Annotated in this window: 16 protein-coding genes and 3 rRNA genes; 9 read left to right on the top strand and 10 right to left on the bottom strand. The window is 59.3% G+C overall.

Annotated elements, in window-relative coordinates; all coding sequences use genetic code 11:
* Nucleotides 1-380 precede the first annotated feature (380 nt).
* The 5 genes from ACWHRL_RS16055 (at nt 381) to ACWHRL_RS16035 (ending at nt 6,679) form a co-directional block, all read left to right on the top strand.
* Nucleotides 381-1,914 (top strand): 16S ribosomal RNA (locus tag ACWHRL_RS16055).
* Nucleotides 1,915-2,204: 290 nt separating this feature from the next.
* Nucleotides 2,205-5,097: ribosomal RNA gene (locus ACWHRL_RS16050) — 23S ribosomal RNA — on the top strand.
* Between the two features lie 105 nt (nt 5,098-5,202).
* A 5S ribosomal RNA gene (rrf, locus tag ACWHRL_RS16045) occupies nt 5,203-5,318 on the top strand.
* Together the 16S, 23S and 5S rRNA genes form the textbook arrangement of a ribosomal RNA operon.
* Before the next feature lie 420 nt (nt 5,319-5,738).
* Complete coding sequence (locus tag ACWHRL_RS16040; RefSeq protein WP_447894446.1) at nt 5,739-5,936, top strand: hypothetical protein; 198 nt, start codon at nt 5,739-5,741, stop codon at nt 5,934-5,936.
* A gap of 146 nt (nt 5,937-6,082) precedes the next feature.
* Complete coding sequence (locus ACWHRL_RS16035) at nt 6,083-6,679, top strand: isochorismatase family protein (RefSeq protein WP_447894445.1); 597 nt, start codon at nt 6,083-6,085, stop codon at nt 6,677-6,679.
* Here the strand turns inward: ACWHRL_RS16035 and yaaA are convergent.
* Together yaaA and ACWHRL_RS16025 are read right to left on the bottom strand one after the other, a co-directional pair.
* Nucleotides 6,654-7,433 carry a peroxide stress protein YaaA gene (yaaA, locus tag ACWHRL_RS16030; RefSeq protein WP_447894444.1) on the bottom strand — a complete coding sequence of 260 codons (780 nt, stop codon included), beginning with the start codon at nt 7,431-7,433 and terminating at the stop codon, nt 6,654-6,656. The two genes, ACWHRL_RS16035 and yaaA, sit on opposite strands and share 26 nt — an antisense overlap.
* A gap of 135 nt (nt 7,434-7,568) precedes the next feature.
* Complete coding sequence (locus tag ACWHRL_RS16025; RefSeq protein ID WP_447894443.1) at nt 7,569-8,600, bottom strand: NADP(H)-dependent aldo-keto reductase; 1,032 nt, start codon at nt 8,598-8,600, stop codon at nt 7,569-7,571.
* Nucleotides 8,601-8,838: 238 nt separating this feature from the next.
* On the opposite strand from ACWHRL_RS16025, the gene ACWHRL_RS16020 reads away from it, so the two are divergent.
* The gene (locus ACWHRL_RS16020) at nt 8,839-9,324 is read left to right on the top strand and encodes a tetratricopeptide repeat protein (protein ID WP_447530052.1); all 486 of its coding nucleotides are present in this window, start codon (nt 8,839-8,841) and stop codon (nt 9,322-9,324) included.
* A gap of 10 nt (nt 9,325-9,334) precedes the next feature.
* Nucleotides 9,335-9,868 carry a hypothetical protein gene (locus ACWHRL_RS16015; RefSeq protein WP_447894442.1) on the top strand — a complete coding sequence of 178 codons (534 nt, stop codon included), beginning with the start codon at nt 9,335-9,337 and terminating at the stop codon, nt 9,866-9,868.
* Nucleotides 9,869-9,906: 38 nt separating this feature from the next.
* Here ACWHRL_RS16015 and ACWHRL_RS16010 read toward each other — a convergent pair whose 3' ends face one another.
* The 5 genes from ACWHRL_RS16010 to ACWHRL_RS15990 form a co-directional block, all read right to left on the bottom strand.
* Nucleotides 9,907-10,452 carry an LOG family protein gene (locus tag ACWHRL_RS16010; RefSeq protein ID WP_447894441.1) on the bottom strand — a complete coding sequence of 182 codons (546 nt, stop codon included), beginning with the start codon at nt 10,450-10,452 and terminating at the stop codon, nt 9,907-9,909.
* A gap of 45 nt (nt 10,453-10,497) precedes the next feature.
* The gene (locus ACWHRL_RS16005) at nt 10,498-11,019 is read right to left on the bottom strand and encodes a DUF501 domain-containing protein (protein WP_447530049.1); all 522 of its coding nucleotides are present in this window, start codon (nt 11,017-11,019) and stop codon (nt 10,498-10,500) included.
* An 11-nt stretch (nt 11,020-11,030) separates the two neighbouring features.
* Nucleotides 11,031-11,333 carry a hypothetical protein gene (locus ACWHRL_RS16000; RefSeq protein ID WP_447894440.1) on the bottom strand — a complete coding sequence of 101 codons (303 nt, stop codon included), beginning with the start codon at nt 11,331-11,333 and terminating at the stop codon, nt 11,031-11,033.
* Between the two features lie 35 nt (nt 11,334-11,368).
* Nucleotides 11,369-11,770, bottom strand: coding sequence for an acyl-CoA thioesterase (locus tag ACWHRL_RS15995; protein WP_447894439.1), 402 nt, complete (start codon nt 11,768-11,770; stop codon nt 11,369-11,371).
* Nucleotides 11,771-11,836: 66 nt separating this feature from the next.
* Nucleotides 11,837-12,661 carry a hypothetical protein gene (locus ACWHRL_RS15990; protein ID WP_447894438.1) on the bottom strand — a complete coding sequence of 275 codons (825 nt, stop codon included), beginning with the start codon at nt 12,659-12,661 and terminating at the stop codon, nt 11,837-11,839.
* Nucleotides 12,662-12,727: 66 nt separating this feature from the next.
* On the opposite strand from ACWHRL_RS15990, the gene ACWHRL_RS15985 reads away from it, so the two are divergent.
* Complete coding sequence (locus ACWHRL_RS15985; RefSeq protein ID WP_447894437.1) at nt 12,728-13,081, top strand: hypothetical protein; 354 nt, start codon at nt 12,728-12,730, stop codon at nt 13,079-13,081.
* On the opposite strand, the gene ACWHRL_RS15980 is transcribed toward ACWHRL_RS15985, so the two are convergent.
* A complete protein-coding gene (locus ACWHRL_RS15980; RefSeq protein ID WP_447896188.1) occupies nt 13,078-13,509 on the bottom strand; it encodes a hypothetical protein in 432 nt (143 codons plus the stop codon). The two genes, ACWHRL_RS15985 and ACWHRL_RS15980, sit on opposite strands and share 4 nt — an antisense overlap.
* A 37-nt stretch (nt 13,510-13,546) precedes the next feature.
* Here ACWHRL_RS15980 and ACWHRL_RS15975 point away from each other — a divergent pair, with 37 nt between their 5' ends.
* Complete coding sequence (locus ACWHRL_RS15975; protein WP_447894436.1) at nt 13,547-14,713, top strand: MalY/PatB family protein; 1,167 nt, start codon at nt 13,547-13,549, stop codon at nt 14,711-14,713.
* Here ACWHRL_RS15975 and ACWHRL_RS15970 read toward each other — a convergent pair whose 3' ends face one another.
* Nucleotides 14,714-15,652, bottom strand: coding sequence for a co-chaperone YbbN (locus ACWHRL_RS15970; RefSeq protein WP_447894435.1), 939 nt, complete (start codon nt 15,650-15,652; stop codon nt 14,714-14,716).
* A 133-nt stretch (nt 15,653-15,785) separates the two neighbouring features.
* Nucleotides 15,786-16,139: a hypothetical protein gene (locus tag ACWHRL_RS15965; RefSeq protein ID WP_447530042.1), complete on the bottom strand. Its 354-nt coding sequence runs from the start codon at nt 16,137-16,139 to the stop codon at nt 15,786-15,788.
* Nucleotides 16,140-16,162: the final 23 nt, after the last annotated feature.

Raw genomic sequence — 16,162 nt, 5'->3', positions numbered from 1 at the left:
TGCCGGGGACGCAAGGCGTTGCCAGCGGTGAATGAGAGTGAAAACTCTCGGTTTGTCAGGAGGTTAGCGGTTTTTGTTCGCTCGCTTCACTCGCCAAAATCGGCGGTTGACAAACTTCAGGAAATGCGTAGAATACGCCTTCCTCGCTACGGCAACCGGCTCAGGTCATCGAGTAAGACGTTAAGCCGAAGCGAAACCGCTCTTTAAAAATTTGATCAGGTAATTCATGTGGGCGTTTGCCGATGAGGGTGACAAGTCACCTTATATCAAGGCAAGCGCACAAGAAGAATTTTCGAATTCTTCAAATTCGTTTGAACCTTGAGCCAGGATTGATTCGCCTCTGTTGCTTTAGAGCGACAGGCAAGAATCACAATGATTTTAAACTGAAGAGTTTGATCATGGCTCAGATTGAACGCTGGCGGCAGGCTTAACACATGCAAGTCGAGCGGTAACAGGTCCAGCTTGCTGGACGCTGACGAGCGGCGGACGGGTGAGTAATGCATAGGAATCTACCCGGTAGTGGGGGATAACCTGGGGAAACCCAGGCTAATACCGCATACGTCCTACGGGAGAAAGGGGGCCTCTGGCTCCCGCTATCGGATGAGCCTATGTCGGATTAGCTGGTTGGTGAGGTAACGGCTCACCAAGGCAACGATCCGTAGCTGGTCTGAGAGGATGATCAGCCACATCGGGACTGAGACACGGCCCGAACTCCTACGGGAGGCAGCAGTGGGGAATATTGGACAATGGGCGCAAGCCTGATCCAGCCATGCCGCGTGTGTGAAGAAGGCTTTCGGGTTGTAAAGCACTTTCAGCGAGGAAGAACGCCTGGCGGTTAATACCCGCCAGGAAAGACATCACTCGCAGAAGAAGCACCGGCTAACTCCGTGCCAGCAGCCGCGGTAATACGGAGGGTGCAAGCGTTAATCGGAATTACTGGGCGTAAAGCGCGCGTAGGTGGCATGACAAGCCGGTTGTGAAAGCCCCGGGCTCAACCTGGGAACGGCATCCGGAACTGTCACGCTAGAGTGCAGGAGAGGAAGGTGGAATTCCCGGTGTAGCGGTGAAATGCGTAGAGATCGGGAGGAATACCAGTGGCGAAGGCGGCCTTCTGGACTGACACTGACACTGAGGTGCGAAAGCGTGGGTAGCAAACAGGATTAGATACCCTGGTAGTCCACGCCGTAAACGATGTCGACCAGCCGTTGGGTGCCTTGTGCACTTTGTGGCGAAGTTAACGCGATAAGTCGACCGCCTGGGGAGTACGGCCGCAAGGTTAAAACTCAAATGAATTGACGGGGGCCCGCACAAGCGGTGGAGCATGTGGTTTAATTCGATGCAACGCGAAGAACCTTACCTACCCTTGACATCCTGCGAACCCGGGAGAGATCCCGGGGTGTCTTCGGAAACGCAGAGACAGGTGCTGCATGGCTGTCGTCAGCTCGTGTTGTGAAATGTTGGGTTAAGTCCCGTAACGAGCGCAACCCTTGTCCCTATTTGCCAGCACGTAATGGTGGGAACTCTAGGGAGACTGCCGGTGACAAACCGGAGGAAGGTGGGGACGACGTCAAGTCATCATGGCCCTTACGGGTAGGGCTACACACGTGCTACAATGGCCGGTACAAAGGGCTGCGAACTCGCGAGAGTAAGCGAATCCCAGAAAGCCGGTCTCAGTCCGGATCGGAGTCTGCAACTCGACTCCGTGAAGTCGGAATCGCTAGTAATCGTGGATCAGAATGCCACGGTGAATACGTTCCCGGGCCTTGTACACACCGCCCGTCACACCATGGGAGTGGACTGCACCAGAAGTGGTTAGCCTAACTTTGGAGGGCGATCACCACGGTGTGGTTCATGACTGGGGTGAAGTCGTAACAAGGTAGCCGTAGGGGAACCTGCGGCTGGATCACCTCCTTAAACGATGCGTCACTCTCCCGGCAAGCGCTCACAATGAATTACCTGATCAAGTAGCTGTTGAATGAGCAGTGATAAGTCAATCGCCTTCGGCGATGCCTTATCACTGCTTATGGCAGTCGCTCTTTAACAATGTATATCATGCTGACAGTATCGAATGACGATATGAAGACAAGTGCCTTTAGGGTGGCTGTGTTTATAGCGTGATCTCGATACGCAATTGTTTTGTGATACGTTTCAAGCGTATCCGGCAATCGTTGTCATTGCGGGATCCAGACTCCTTCGGGTTATAGGGTCAAGCAATGAAGCGCACACGGTGGATGCCTAGGCAGTCAGAGGCGATGAAAGACGTTGTAGCCTGCGATAAGGTTCGGTGAGGTGGCAAACAACCTGCGACCCGGACATCTCTGAATGGGGAAACCCACTGACCACAAGGTCAGTATCGTATCCTGAATACATAGGGATACGAGGCGAACCGGGGGAACTGAAACATCTAAGTACCCCGAGGAAAAGAAATCAACCGAGATTCCCCCAGTAGCGGCGAGCGAACGGGGACCAGCCCTTAAGCATGTGAATGGCTAGACGAACGGATTGGGAAGTCCGGCCGTAGCGGGTGATAGCCCCGTAGTCGAAAGTCTGATCATGTGAAATCGAGTAGGTCGGGGCACGAGAAACCCTGATTGAAGACGGGGGGACCATCCTCCAAGGCTAAATACTCCTGACTGACCGATAGTGAACCAGTACCGTGAGGGAAAGGCGAAAAGAACCCCGGCGAGGGGAGTGAAATAGATCCTGAAACCGTGTGCGTACAAGCAGTAGGAGCCCACTTGTTGGGTGACTGCGTACCTTTTGTATAATGGGTCAGCGACTTATATTCAGTGGCGAGCTTAACCGATAGGGGAGGCGTAGCGAAAGCGAGTCTTAACTGGGCGACCAGTCGCTGGATATAGACCCGAAACCGGGCGATCTATCCATGAGCAGGGTGAAGGTTGAGTAACATCAACTGGAGGCCCGAACCAGGATCTGTTGAAAAAGATTTGGATGACTTGTGGATCGGAGTGAAAGGCTAATCAAGCCCGGAGATAGCTGGTTCTCCTCGAAAGCTATTTAGGTAGCGCCTCACGTATCACCACCGGGGGTAGAGCACTGTTTCGGCTAGGGGGCCATCCCGGCTTACCAACCCGAGGCAAACTCCGAATACCGGTGAGTGCAGCGTGGGAGACACACGGCGGGTGCTAACGTCCGTCGTGAAAAGGGCAACAACCCGGACCGTCAGCTAAGGTCCCCAAATCCTGGTTAAGTGGGAAACGATGTGGGAAGGCTCAGACAGCTAGGAGGTTGGCTTAGAAGCAGCCATCCTTTAAAGAAAGCGTAATAGCTCACTAGTCGAGTCGGCCTGCGCGGAAGATGTAACGGGGCTCAAACCAGGTACCGAAGCTACGGGTTCATCCTTAGGGATGAGCGGTAGAGGAGCGTCGTGTAAGCCGATGAAGGTGGATCGAGAGGTCTGCTGGAGGTATCACGAGTGCGAATGCTGACATGAGTAACGATAAGGGGAGTGAAAAACTCCCCCGCCGGAAGACCAAGGTTTTCTGTTCGATGCTAATCAGAGCAGAGTGAGTCGGCCCCTAAGGCGAGGCCGAAAGGCGTAGTCGATGGGAAACGGGTCAATATTCCCGTACCGGATGTCATTGCGATGGGGGGACGAAGAAGGCTAGGTGAGCCAGGCGTTGGTTGTCCTGGTGAAAGCGAGTAGGCCTGGGTCTCAGGTAAATCCGGGACCCTTTAAAGCCGAGACGCGAGACGAACGGATTACGATCCGGAAGTCACTGATGCCACGCTTCCAGGAAAAGCCTCTAAGCTTCAGATGACATGCGACCGTACCCCAAACCGACACAGGTGGTCAGGGTGAGAATCCCAAGGCGCTTGAGAGAACTCGGGTGAAGGAACTAGGCAAAATGGTGCCGTAACTTCGGGAGAAGGCACGCCGGATTAGGGTGAGAGGACTTGCTCCTTCAGCCCGAACCGGTCGAAGATACCAGGTGGCTGCAACTGTTTAGTAAAAACACAGCACTCTGCTAACGCGCAAGCGGACGTATAGGGTGTGACGCCTGCCCGGTGCCGGAAGGTTAAGTGATGGTGTTAGCCCTCTGGGCGAAGCTCTTGATCGAAGCCCCGGTAAACGGCGGCCGTAACTATAACGGTCCTAAGGTAGCGAAATTCCTTGTCGGGTAAGTTCCGACCTGCACGAATGGCGTAATGATGGCCACGCTGTCTCCACCCGAGACTCAGTGAAATTGAAATCGCCGTGAAGATGCGGTGTACCCGCGGCTAGACGGAAAGACCCCGTGAACCTTTACTATAGCTTCACACTGGATACTGATGTTGCCTGTGTAGGATAGCTGGGAGGCTTTGAACTCCGGACGCCAGTTCGGAGGGAGCCAACCTTGAAATACCAGCCTGGCATCATTGGTGTTCTCACTCGGGTCCGTTATCCGGATCGAGGACAGTGTGTGGTGGGTAGTTTGACTGGGGCGGTCTCCTCCCAAAGAGTAACGGAGGAGCACGAAGGTACCCTCAGCACGGTCGGACATCGTGCAATGAGTGCAAGAGCATAAGGGTGCTTGACTGCGAGACAGACACGTCGAGCAGGTGCGAAAGCAGGTTCTAGTGATCCGGTGGTTCTGTATGGAAGGGCCATCGCTCAACGGATAAAAGGTACTCCGGGGATAACAGGCTGATACCGCCCAAGAGTTCACATCGACGGCGGTGTTTGGCACCTCGATGTCGGCTCATCACATCCTGGGGCTGAAGTCGGTCCCAAGGGTATGGCTGTTCGCCATTTAAAGTGGTACGCGAGCTGGGTTTAGAACGTCGTGAGACAGTTCGGTCCCTATCTGCCGTGGGCGTTGGATGTTTGAGAAGGGCTGCTCCTAGTACGAGAGGACCGGAGTGGACGCACCTCTGGTGTTCCGGTTGTCACGCCAGTGGCATTGCCGGGTAGCTATGTGCGGACGGGATAACCGCTGAAAGCATCTAAGCGGGAAGCCCCCTTCAAGATGAGACATCCCCGAGGCCTTGAGCCTCCTGAAGGGCCCAGCGAGACCAGCTGGTTGATAGGCACGGTGTGGACGCGCTGCAAGGCGTTGAGCTAACGTGTACTAATGGCCCGTGAGGCTTGACCCTATAACACCCAAGGGGTCTGGTCCTGTAGTGACAACGACGCTCGAAAGAGCACCGGATACATTGAAACGATCACAAAACGTCAGCCGATATACATTGAAAGTTACGCCTGACGACCATGGCTTGCGTGAACCACCCGATCCCTTGCCGAACTCGGAAGTGAAACCGCAACGCGCCGATGGTAGTGTGGGGTCTCCCCATGCGAGAGTAGGTTATCGTCAGGCACCTCTTCGAAAAAGCCCCGAGCACACTGTGTTCGGGGCTTTTTTTATGCGTGCAGGAAAAGGCCGGACGGCCCGAACAGGGCCCGCCACGGTGCCTCCGACTCCTGTAGGAGCCCGATTCATCGGGCGATGGCGGCGCCCAGCCGCCCGGGGTTGAATCCGGCACCGTGCCGACCATCCACCCAAGCGGCGCGGTGCGCCGCATCGCTGGCTGAAGCCTGCTCCTACAAAAACAGTGGCACAACAAGGCCTCGGTGCCACCGCGCCCTTGTAGGAGCCCGATTTGATTGGGCGATGGCGGTCTCGCCCCTTTTTGCTAAAAGTTAAAATTTTGATCGCCCTGCAATGGCATTTAATTCGACAGCTCCTTAAAATCGGGGGGTAGATACAGTCTGGCATCGTTCAAATAGAGAGGTTCGTATGAAAGCGCCGCTACTGAAAAAACTTACGTTGGCCCTGTTAATGGGCCTGATGCTGGGCGGCTTGGCCGCGTGTGACGATCAGGGCCCGGCGGAAGAGGCGGGGGAGAGCATTGACGACAGCATGGAAAGCGCCGGTGAAAGCATCGAGGAGATGGGCGAAAGTATCGAAGATTCCGCCGACGATGCGTCCAACTAACGCTTTTGCGTGACATTGAACGTTTTGAAACAGCCGCTTATAAGCGGCTGTTTTACGTTGCGGTCCCGCCGCGCCTGCTGGGCTAGACTGCAAAGACGACGTGCGCGAAAAAAGCGTGGCGCATAGGGCAACGACCAGGAGGCGACGTGCGTTTACGAGCCGACAATACGCTAATGCTATGCGTGGATTTTCAAACGGGGCTGAAGCCCGTGATCGAGCACTTCGAGCAGGGCCTGGCAGAGGCCGCGTGGCTTGCTGGCGTCGCGCAAGAGGTTGGCGTGCCGGTGTGGCTGACCGAGCAAAACCCGGTAAAGCTGGGGCCTACGGCACCGGCGTTGAGCGATGCGCTAACGGATCACTGTGTATGGGAGAAGCAGCACTTCAGCATCGCCGAAGAGCCCGAGTTCATGGAGGCGCTTAACGCCCTGGGGCGGCGTCAGGTCGTATTGTGTGGCACCGAGGCGCATATCTGTGTGCTGCAGAGTGCGCTGGGGTTATTGGAGGCCGGTTACGAGGTTTACTGGCTGGTGGACGCCACGCTAAGCCGGCGCCCGGTCGAAACCGGGCTTGCCCGCAAGCGCGCCGGCCAACACGGTGCGATAACGGTGACCGCGGACATGGTCGCCTACGAATGGCTTCACCGTTGCGACAGCGCGCTTTTTAAGCGCGTACACCGGGCATTTCTGAAACCTCGCGTCGGGCGTACGCTGAGCTTTCTTAGCGATCCGCCTCGCGGCGAGTAAACACCAGGGTGTTACCCTCGGACGCCGCCTTGTCGAAACCATAACCCGCCACATCGAACGCCTTGAGCGCTTCGGGCGCGTTGATCTGCTCGCGAATGATCCAGGCGCTCATTAGCCCGCGGGCCTTTTTGGCGTAAAAGCTGATGATTTTGTAGTGACCGTTCTTCTCATCCTTGAACACGGGCGTGATGATTTCGGCGTCGAGCTTTTGGGTATCCACCGCCTTGAAGTACTCGTTGGAGGCAAGATTCACCAGATATTTCGAGCCGCTTTCACCGATCACCTGATCGAGCGCCCGGGTTAGCGTAGGCCGCCAGTAAGCGTAAAGGTCCTTGCCCGCCTCGTTAGGGAGCTTCGTGCCCATCTCCAGCCGGTAGGCCTGAATCAAATCCAACGGGCGCAGCAAGCCGTAAAGACCGGAGAGAATACGCAGATGCGTTTGGGCGAAGCGGTTGTCGGCTTCGCTAAAAGTATGCGCCTCGAGGCCGGTATAAACATCGCCCTGAAACGCCTGAGCGGCGGGCTTGGCGTTGTCCAGGCTAAACGGCGGCTGCCACTCTTTAAAGCGCGCGGCGTTGAGCCCGGCGAGCTTATCGCTGACCCCCATCAACTCGCTGATCTGTTGAGGCGAGTAGCCGCGCAGGATGTCGATCAGCGGCTGGCTATGCTCGAGCAAATCCGGTTGGGTAACGTGTTGGGTCGTCGAAGGTGTTTCAAAGTCCAGCGTCTTGGCTGGCGAAATGACGCTTAGCATCGCTTGCTCCTTAAGCGCAGCTTCAAAATGGGCTACGAGCGGTGTCGAAATGGACACCATGATACCAGGCCCCGGCCTTGGCCGGGGCTATGGAGCCGATAGTAAAAGCCACCGTCAGGTCGCTTTTGAAAGCGCTTAGGGGCTCGGGTTGGAGATGCGCCGATGAATCTCGTCGATACCTTCAAGTACCTCGTCATCGAGCTTCAACGACTCGCTTGCCAGGTTGGCTTCGAGCTGCTCCATGGTGGTCGCACCGATGATATTGCTGGTCAAAAAGGGCCGCGAGTTAATAAAGGCCAGTGCCATCTGCGCCGGGTCCAGGCCGTGCTTTTGGGCAAGAGAGACGTAGGCCTGAGTGGCTTCCTCCGCCTGGGGCGAGGTGTAGCGCTTGAAGCGCTCGTAAAGCGTCAAGCGGCCCTTGGCCGGACGGGCACCGTCCAGGTATTTACCCGAGAGTACGCCAAAGGCCAGCGGCGAGTACGCCAGCAGGCCGACGTCCTCCCGGTGGGCGATCTCGGCAAGGCCGACTTCGAACGAGCGGTTGAGCAGGTTATAGGGGTTTTGCACGCTGGCAACGCGGGGCAGATCGAACTCCTCGGCCAGCTGTAGCATGCGCATCACACCCCAGGGCGTATCGTTGGAAAGGCCGATCGCGCGCACCTTGCCCGCATCCACCAGCTCCTTGAGCGCCTCGAGCGTTTCTTTGAGCTGCGTGGCGTCGTTATCGTCGGCGACGGTATAGCCCAGCTGGCCGAAGAAGTTGGTTTTGCGCTCTGGCCAGTGAAGCTGGTAAAGGTCCACGTAGTCGGTTTGCAAGCGCTCAAGGCTTGCGTCGACCGCCTGGTGGATATGCGCGCGGTTCATGCGTGAGCCCCCGCGAATATGCTCGACGCCCGGGCCGACGATCTTGGTGGCCAACACGACATCGTCGCGGGCGCCGCGCGCCTTGAGCCAGCTGCCGACATAGCGTTCGGTAAGGCCCTGGGTTTCGGCCTTGGGCGGAACCGGGTACATCTCGGCGGTGTCGATGAAGTTGATACCAAACGCCACGGCGCGGTCGAGCTGTTCGTGAGCTTCGGCTTCGCTGTTTTGTTCGCCATAGGTCATCGTACCTAGACACAAACGGCTGACGTCCAGGCCGGTTCTACCAAGTGGGCGGGTCTGCATGAATACCTCCTGAGTGGCGTAAGGCCGCATTACACCACTTTTAGAGGGTGCAACGCAGCGGCGTAAGGGCATGTTAGCGATGCTTGGATAAAGCAGCAAATGAAGGGGGTTGAGTCGGGGCAAAGGCAGGCGTATGCTTGCCAGCCCATTCACCGGCCAAACGCCGGTTACCGTAGGGTTAGCCGCTTGAAGTGATTGGCTAGCTTAAGCTCTCAACAGATAGGCAGGGTGGTTTGCCATGCCGCAGGCATCATCTTTGTTTATTCGGCTCGAGTTTCGTTTGGCCGAACAGCTATTTCGTTCCCGTTGGCTACTGCCTCACTCGCGCCGTACGCAGCGCCTGACCATGCGCTTGTACAAGCGCTGCGCCGAGGCGGGGCACCCGGATGCGCTTTCTACCTACGGTCAGATGCTGTTTCAACGCAGCCTCTCGCCTCAGGACAAGGCACGCGGCGCGCGCTACGTGCTGGAAGCCGCTCAGGCCGGTGACGTTCAGTCCCAATATCAGGCCGCGCGTATCCACGAGCACGGCTGCGTGCAGTACCCGTGCCGCGAAGATTACGCTGTCACCTGGTACGCCCGGGCGGCCCAGGCGGGCCATAAACTGGCTGCCGAGCGCCTTTCGCGCGCCTATCAATTAGGTGAGCTGGGCCTGGACGTGGACGGCGAACGGTCGGCCTACTGGCAAAGCGTGGCTAGCCCCTCCCAGGTAGTCGCAGCGTGACGGTGGGCGTATGACACCCCCCGAGACAGAGGCACTCCCCACTATTCTGGATATCGAGGCCTCGGGGTTTGGCCGCGGCAGCTACCCCATCGAGATCGGCCTGGCCCGCGCCGATGGGAGCTGCTGTGCGTTCCTGGTACAGCCGTTGGAGGAGTGGACGCACTGGGACCCCAAGGCGGAGCTTCTTCACGGGATCTCCCGCGAGCGTCTGTTTCAGGAAGGCTATCCGGTACGTCAAATTGCCCACTGGCTCAACGACGAGCTGCGCGAGCTGGGCAAGGCCTACAGTGACAGCTGGGGCTATGACAACACCTGGCTTTCGCTGCTGTTTTATCACGCCGGTATGCTGCCTCACTTTCGCCTCGAGGCGCTGCGTATTCTGATGACCGAGCCGCAGCAGGCGCTTTGGAGTCAAACCAAGGAAGCGATCATCAGCGATGGCTCGATCCAGCGCCACCGTGCCGGCGACGACGCTCGCTTGCTGCAGCTCACCTACCAACGTACGCGCGCCGACATTCAGGACGTGATTACCCGGCCCCGTTAATCGTCGTCGCGCGCTTTGCATGCATCGAGTTTGCGAGATTAGCCGAGCTGACTTTCCAGCATATGAATCAGTGCTTCGGGAGTGTCGGCATCCATCAGCATGCTGCGGGTGGGCGAAGACAAAAAGCCCTGCTCTACGGTGTTGTCCAAAAAAGCTAATAGCGGCGCGTAGAAGCCCTCGGTATCCAGAAGCGCCAACGGCTTTTCGTGAAGCCCTAAATAGCCCCAGGTCCAGACCTCGAAAAGCTCCTCGAACGTGCCGATACCGCCGGGCAGTGCCACGAAAGCGTCGGCATGGGCCGCCATGGTGGCCTTGCGCTCGTGCATGTTGGCCACGCGGATCAGCTCGGTCAGGCCAAAATGTGCCTGCTCACGCTCGACCAGATGCGTCGGCATCACGCCGATGACCTCGCCGCCGGCGTTCAGCGCCGCATTGGCAAGCTCACCCATCAGCCCGACACTTGCGCCGCCGTAAACCAGCGTATGACCACGTTTGGCCAGAGTGTCGCCCAGCGTACGGGCCGCTTCCATGAAGGCCGGGCGACTCCCCGCGCGGGAGCCAAGATAAACGCAGATACGCGACATACCGATTCTTCCTTAAAGCGAGGGTGTGAAGATTTCGCGTCGTGCTCAGGGCACGAACCGATCGATCTGGTAGTGCTCGTCCATCCACGCCCCGATCACGTTATGGCCGCCCAGGTGGTGGGCATACTGGGTATGCAGGCAGCGTATCTGCTGCCAGTTGCTGATACCGCCGATACCGCGCTCGGTGAACACCTCGGTGTAGCCCAGGCGCGCGACCTCCTCGCGCTGGGCATCGCTCATGAAGGACCAGCGCGCGGCCACGTAGTCACGATGGCTTTGCTGATAGTGTTCGAGAAAATCGGGCTCGTCCTGAAGGCGTTGTTCCAATGACTTGATGACGCCCACCGCCTCGACCCGGGAGATCTCGATCTTGAGTACATCGGAGCAAAGCCAGTAAAGCGTGGGGAAGGGTTTGCCATCGACGATCGGCGCCATACGCAGCGCCAGGGGCGTGCCGTTTTGGTCGGTGGCGGCAACGGCTTCGATACCGCGGGGCGCCCGGCCAAGCTGCTGGGTAATGATCGCCAGTTGGCGCTCATCGGGGGCATGATCGGTACGAATTACCATCGAAAAATCTCTTAACGTTGCTCGTCTTGAACAAATTTATTGGAGCGGCCCACCGCGCGGTAAAAGCAGCGGGTGAGCTGTTCCGGGGAGGCCACGTAGCACCAGGTGCGCTCGCAGTATTCGGCGGCGCGCGCCATCAGCGCATCATACAGGCGGTTGAACGGGGCATCATAATCGTAGGGGTCGGCGCCGAACAAGCGGATATGCGGATAGTCGGCAAAACGCTCGATGAAGTAGCGCTCCAGGTCCGCTTCCACCGCCTTGTGCTGGGCCGTGTTGTCCGGGTCTAGCCAAAGGTTATAGCGAATAGCCATCGGTGCTCCTCGGGGCCCCTTGCGCGGGCCGGTACTTAGGCAGGCGCATCCTGTAAATGCGCGGTCAACGCCTCGCGCAGCGCGCCTTCGATGGGAACGGCGCGTTTTGCCTGGTGGTCGTACTGCAGCATGACGGTGTGGCCCACATTGGTCAGCGTGCCCTGCTGGTGCGCCTCCTGCGTGACCGTGAACGAGCTGTTACCCAGGCGCGTCAAGTAGGTACGCAGTTCGATGTCGTGACCGTAAAACAGTTCAGCGCGGTAGTCGATCTCCATACGCGCGATCATCAGCCGCCATTTTTTAGGGTCCAGATCCGGCGTGAAGAGCTTGAAAAGGTCGTTGCGCGCCAGCTCGAACCAGGCGGGCAGGCGCGTATTGTTGATATGGCCCAACGCGTCGGTATCATAAAAAGCGGGTTCAATCCTGCGGGTGAACATGGGCGATGCCTTGTGGGTAGAGGGTTAAGGGTGACGCCTTCAGAATCGGCCCTGATACCCGTCGGGTCAACTGGTTTGACCCGGCGCGACTTGACGATTGGCCCACCAACGCTGGCCCTGCATCCAGCCGACGAGCCAGAGCGTTGCGAGCGCGAAGCCTGCCAGGGTACCCGGCAAAAGCCCCCACTGTTCGTAGGTGTAGGAGACACACAGGGCGTAGCACAATAGCGAGCCCAGCCCCATCGGGTAGTGTTTGATGACCGTCGCGGTGGGCGCTGGGCCCTGGCTTAGGTGCAGAATCAGCAAAAAGGGCAGCATCGTGATGGGAAAGGCAGCCAGCGTGCCCGCCCAGGCCGTTGGCACCCAGTGAGCGAGGCTTGTGATGACAAAGATGATCAGCGTGGCGAGCAGCGCACGCAGGCAAAGGGCCCGCCAAGAAAACGGCGCTCGCGCGGTCGCCATGCGCTCGGGAATGCGCCGAAAAAGCGTGCTGAACACGGCGATGGCACAAAGCGTCGTGAGCGTACCGGTCAGCCGCGTAAAATCGAACTGGGCCAGCACCAGACTGACCAAAAACCAGGCCGCGATCCCGCCGGCGGTGCCCGTGAGAACACCGGTAAGCCCGGGTTTTCGCCCACAAAGCCAGTAGCCCGCCCCCAGTGCCATGGTGGCGGTGAAGCCTGCCAGGGTATGGACCGCGCTCTGCGCGGCGAACAGCGGCGATATTTCCAGGCCGATAAAGAAAAGCGCCAGCGCGGTGCCCAGCGGATAGCCCGCCAATAACCCGGCCACTTTGGGACTGACCCGCACCGCGATCACGCCAAGACCCAGCACCATGACCACCGATACCACTATTTTGGCGAGCTGCCAGCTTAAGGGAACTTCCAGCATTGCCGATTATCCTTATAGTCGATACGTATTATGGGTTTTTATTCTTGGCCTGGAGGGCCGCGTCTTTTGGACTTTGCTTCTCGGTCGGGCCAGTCGCTTTCGCCGCCGGACAAACCGGACGCCTGCGAGCTTTGCCAGCGCCCCGCGGCGTTGACCAAACACCACCTCATTCCGCGTACCCTGCACAACAAGGCGCGCTATAAAAAGCGCTACAGCCGCGAGGTGCGCCTGACCGCCATCGCCTGGCTTTGCCACCCTTGCCACAAGCATATTCATGGGCTTTATAGCGAGCGCGAGCTGGCCGACCGCTTCCCCTCGGTCCAGGCCCTGGCAGAGGACCCTGATACGCGTGCTTTCGTGGCCTGGCTTGCCACCAAGCCCGCGGGCTTCAAACCGAAGTCGCCGGTACGTCGGCGCTAGACCAGCCGAAGGCCCTGCTGGTCGCGCCAGGCCGCCTCGAGCGCGTCCTTGAGCGGCGCCTGCAGGTGCTCGGGCAGCGCGGCTTGGGCGGCCTCCCGTGAATCGAACGCGCGGTTTTTGAGCCAACAGTACGCCCAGGCGCAGGCTTCTTCTTCGCTTTGCGGCGCCGGGCGGGCGGGCATCTGGTTGAGCAAAAAGACCGCGGTGCGCGGTGCCCAAAGCGGCATATTCCCTTGGGTGTCACCGCTCCACTGCGTAAGCTCGTCGCCGCTGGGCGTGGTTTCTGGCGCGCCCAGCTTGGCGACGCGCGCGGTCTCGGCCAAAATGAGCGCCAACTGATCGGCATCCGCTTGGCCAAGCGAGCGCCACTGGCGCAAAAGCGCTGCAAGCCCGGCGCGCACCTTGGTATAAAAATCGTTTTGCGGCATGCTCATCGATACCCTTTAGCAATCAGTGAGATGTTTCATGGCCTTTGATTTTGCCACGCCTGTCGAGCGGCGCCAGCCCGAAGGCGACTATTCTTCACAAAAATGGCACCGCTACGGTAGTGAGATATTGCCGCTTTGGGTCGCGGATATGGATTTTTACTCGCCGCCCGCGGTCATCGAGGCGCTCCAGGCGCGGGTCGAGCACGGCGTTTACGGCTACGGCGAGGTGCCCGAGACCCTCAAACAGACGCTTTGTCAGTGGAGCGCGGCCCACTATGGCTGGCCCATCGAGCCCGCCTGGCAACACTGGCTGCCAGGCGTGGTACCCGCGCTGCACTTTGCAACCCTGGCGCTGACCGAGCCCGGCGAGGGCGTGCTCACCGTCGCCCCCATTTACCCGCCGTTTTTGGCCGTGGCCGAGCGCACCGGACGCCTTGCTCAACAGGCGATGCTCGCCGAACCGGAAAGCCCCGGCGAGCCTTGGCAGCTCGACATCGCCGCGCTGGAGGCGGCGATTACCCCACAAACGCGCCTGCTGCTTTGGTGCCAGCCGCACAACCCTACCGGACGCGTCTGGCGCCAGGAGGAGCTCGAGAAGCTCGCCGAGCTGGTCGAGCGCCATGATCTGTGGGTGGTCTCTGATGAGCTGCACTGCGATCTGCTGCTCGACGAAGGCGCGACGCACCAGCCGCTTGCGGCGCTGTTTCCCGCGCTTGCAAGGCGTACGATTACGCTCTGGGCGCCCTCCAAAACCTTCAACCTGGCAGGGCTTTCCAGCGCCTGCGCGGTGATACCGGATACCAACGTGCGCCAGCGCTTCGCCCAGGCGTGCGAAGGGTTTTTGCCCGAGGTGAACGTGCTGGGGCTGGTGGCGGCACAAGCCGCCTACCGAGAAGGCGAGCCCTGGCGCCAGGCGCTGCTCGACGTATTGCGAGGGCACCGCGAAACACTGGCCGGGTACGTGGCGCGCTGGCCAGGTGTCGAGATGAGCGCGCCGGAGGCGACCTACCTGGCCTGGCTCGACATGCGTCAGGCGGGGCTTGGGGAGTCGCCCTATCAGACGCTCAAGGAGCGCGCGGGGGTGGCGCTTTCCGATGGGGCCGCGTTTGGCTGCCCGGGTTTCGTGCGCCTTAATTTCGGCACGACCGCCTCGCAGTTGGAGGCGGCGTTATCAAGGCTGGACGCGGTGCTGGGCGCGCCCTGATCAGTAGAGCAGGGCGAATAGTTTGCGGCGGTAGGCGACGGTCAGCGGGTGGTCGGCCCCTAGCGCATCGAACACCTGCAAAAGGGTCTTGCGCGCGGCGTCGTCATTGAACGCGCGGTCGCTCTTCATCAGCGCCAGAAGGCCTTCGAGCCCCGCGTCATAGTCGCCGTCGGCCACTTGGCGCAGGGCGCGCTGGTAGCGTGCTTCACTGTCATCGCGCTCGCCTAGCGCGGCGATCTCCTCATGGGAGAGCGCCTGCTCGCTGAATTCGATGCTGGCGCGTACGCCGCGCGCCTGGGGAGCATCGCGCTCTTCCGGCGGCAGGTTATCGATGACGCTACGCGCTTCATCGAGCTCGCCTTTGATGGCCATGACGCGGGCAAATGCCACCTGGTAGGCGTAGTGCTCCGGGTATTGGGTCATCAGGCCCTGGTAGATCTCCTGGGCGGTGGCGGTATCGCCTTCGGCCAGGGCCGCCTCGGCCTGCTCTTCCGGGCTTGCCGGGGCGTTTTCCGGCGCCTGAATGTAGCGCCCGAGCCACTCGCGCACCTCGGTTTCGGGTAGCGCTCCCTGGAAGTTATCGACCAGGCCGCCCTGGCTTATCAGTTTGACATCCGGCACCGAGCGCACGCCAAGCTGTGCGGCGATCTCGGGGTTGGCCTGGGCGTCGAGCTTGGCCAGCAAAAACGCGCCGCCGTATTCGAGGGCGAGCTTTTCGAGCACCGCCATGAGCTGCAGACACGGCTCGTTGTCCGGCGAGTAGCAGTCCAGCACGACCGGCACCTGGGCGGAGGCTTCTAGCACCTTTTGGATATTGGCAGCGCTTAGCTCGATGATGACGTCGTCACGCGAGACGTTACCTTGGGGGCTACCGGTTTGTGCGGTTTCGGTGGGCTCGGCGGACAGCGTGTTGCCAGTGCGGGGATCAATAATCGACATGATGAATTCTGTGCTCTGCTGGATAAAGTGATAAGACAAGCATGACACATGATATGCAGGCAGGGGCGGGGTTATTCAAGCGGTGCCGACGCGTTTGGCGGCACCGCTTTCATGCAAGGAAGAAGGGTGGCGCTTACTGTTGCGCGTCGAGCTCGGCCTGCATGTCGTCGAGCATGGTGTACATGTCGTCACAAAGCGCTTGGGAGGGCTGATGATCAGAACCCGGCTCCATCATCTCGAGCTCGCCCTGGTGGCGTTCGATGACCTCTTCGGCATTACCCGCCGCGGTGATCTCCTCCATGGACGCCGTTACTTCTTCCATGCTGCGGCCCTGGTCCATCTGGTTGGCCGTATAGGCCTCGAACTGATCGTACATGCTTTGGTTGGCAGCCATCAGGGCCTCGGCGGAGCACGCCTGACTTTGCGCAAACGCGCTCTGCGCGGTCAGGGCGGCGGCCAGGCTCAGCAAAATAGCGGTCTTTTTCATTCGATCAGTTCCTTTAAAAATGG

The sequence above is a fragment of the Vreelandella sp. GE22 genome (assembly GCF_968212445.1).
Note: the sequence above shows the minus strand (reverse complement) of the source record. Positions and strands in the feature narration are given on the sequence as shown.

Excerpts from the sequence above, each read along its gene's own strand:
- ACWHRL_RS16010 (WP_447894441.1), bottom strand. The coding sequence starts at position 10,452 with ATGTCGCGTATCTGCGTTTATCTTGGCTCCCGCGCGGGGAGTCGCCCG.
- ACWHRL_RS16005 (WP_447530049.1), bottom strand. The coding sequence starts at position 11,019 with ATGGTAATTCGTACCGATCATGCCCCCGATGAGCGCCAACTGGCGATC.
- ACWHRL_RS16040 (WP_447894446.1), top strand. The coding sequence starts at position 5,739 with ATGAAAGCGCCGCTACTGAAAAAACTTACGTTGGCCCTGTTAATGGGC.
- ACWHRL_RS15990 (WP_447894438.1), bottom strand. The coding sequence starts at position 12,661 with ATGCTGGAAGTTCCCTTAAGCTGGCAGCTCGCCAAAATAGTGGTATCG.
- yaaA (WP_447894444.1), bottom strand. The coding sequence starts at position 7,433 with ATGCTAAGCGTCATTTCGCCAGCCAAGACGCTGGACTTTGAAACACCT.
- ACWHRL_RS16025 (WP_447894443.1), bottom strand. The coding sequence starts at position 8,600 with ATGCAGACCCGCCCACTTGGTAGAACCGGCCTGGACGTCAGCCGTTTG.
- ACWHRL_RS16015 (WP_447894442.1), top strand. The coding sequence starts at position 9,335 with ATGACACCCCCCGAGACAGAGGCACTCCCCACTATTCTGGATATCGAG.
- ACWHRL_RS16000 (WP_447894440.1), bottom strand. The coding sequence starts at position 11,333 with ATGGCTATTCGCTATAACCTTTGGCTAGACCCGGACAACACGGCCCAG.
- ACWHRL_RS15965 (WP_447530042.1), bottom strand. The coding sequence starts at position 16,139 with ATGAAAAAGACCGCTATTTTGCTGAGCCTGGCCGCCGCCCTGACCGCG.
- ACWHRL_RS15995 (WP_447894439.1), bottom strand. The coding sequence starts at position 11,770 with ATGTTCACCCGCAGGATTGAACCCGCTTTTTATGATACCGACGCGTTG.
- ACWHRL_RS16020 (WP_447530052.1), top strand. The coding sequence starts at position 8,839 with ATGCCGCAGGCATCATCTTTGTTTATTCGGCTCGAGTTTCGTTTGGCC.
- ACWHRL_RS15975 (WP_447894436.1), top strand. The coding sequence starts at position 13,547 with ATGGCCTTTGATTTTGCCACGCCTGTCGAGCGGCGCCAGCCCGAAGGC.
- ACWHRL_RS15970 (WP_447894435.1), bottom strand. The coding sequence starts at position 15,652 with ATGTCGATTATTGATCCCCGCACTGGCAACACGCTGTCCGCCGAGCCC.
- ACWHRL_RS15980 (WP_447896188.1), bottom strand. The coding sequence starts at position 13,509 with ATGCCGCAAAACGATTTTTATACCAAGGTGCGCGCCGGGCTTGCAGCG.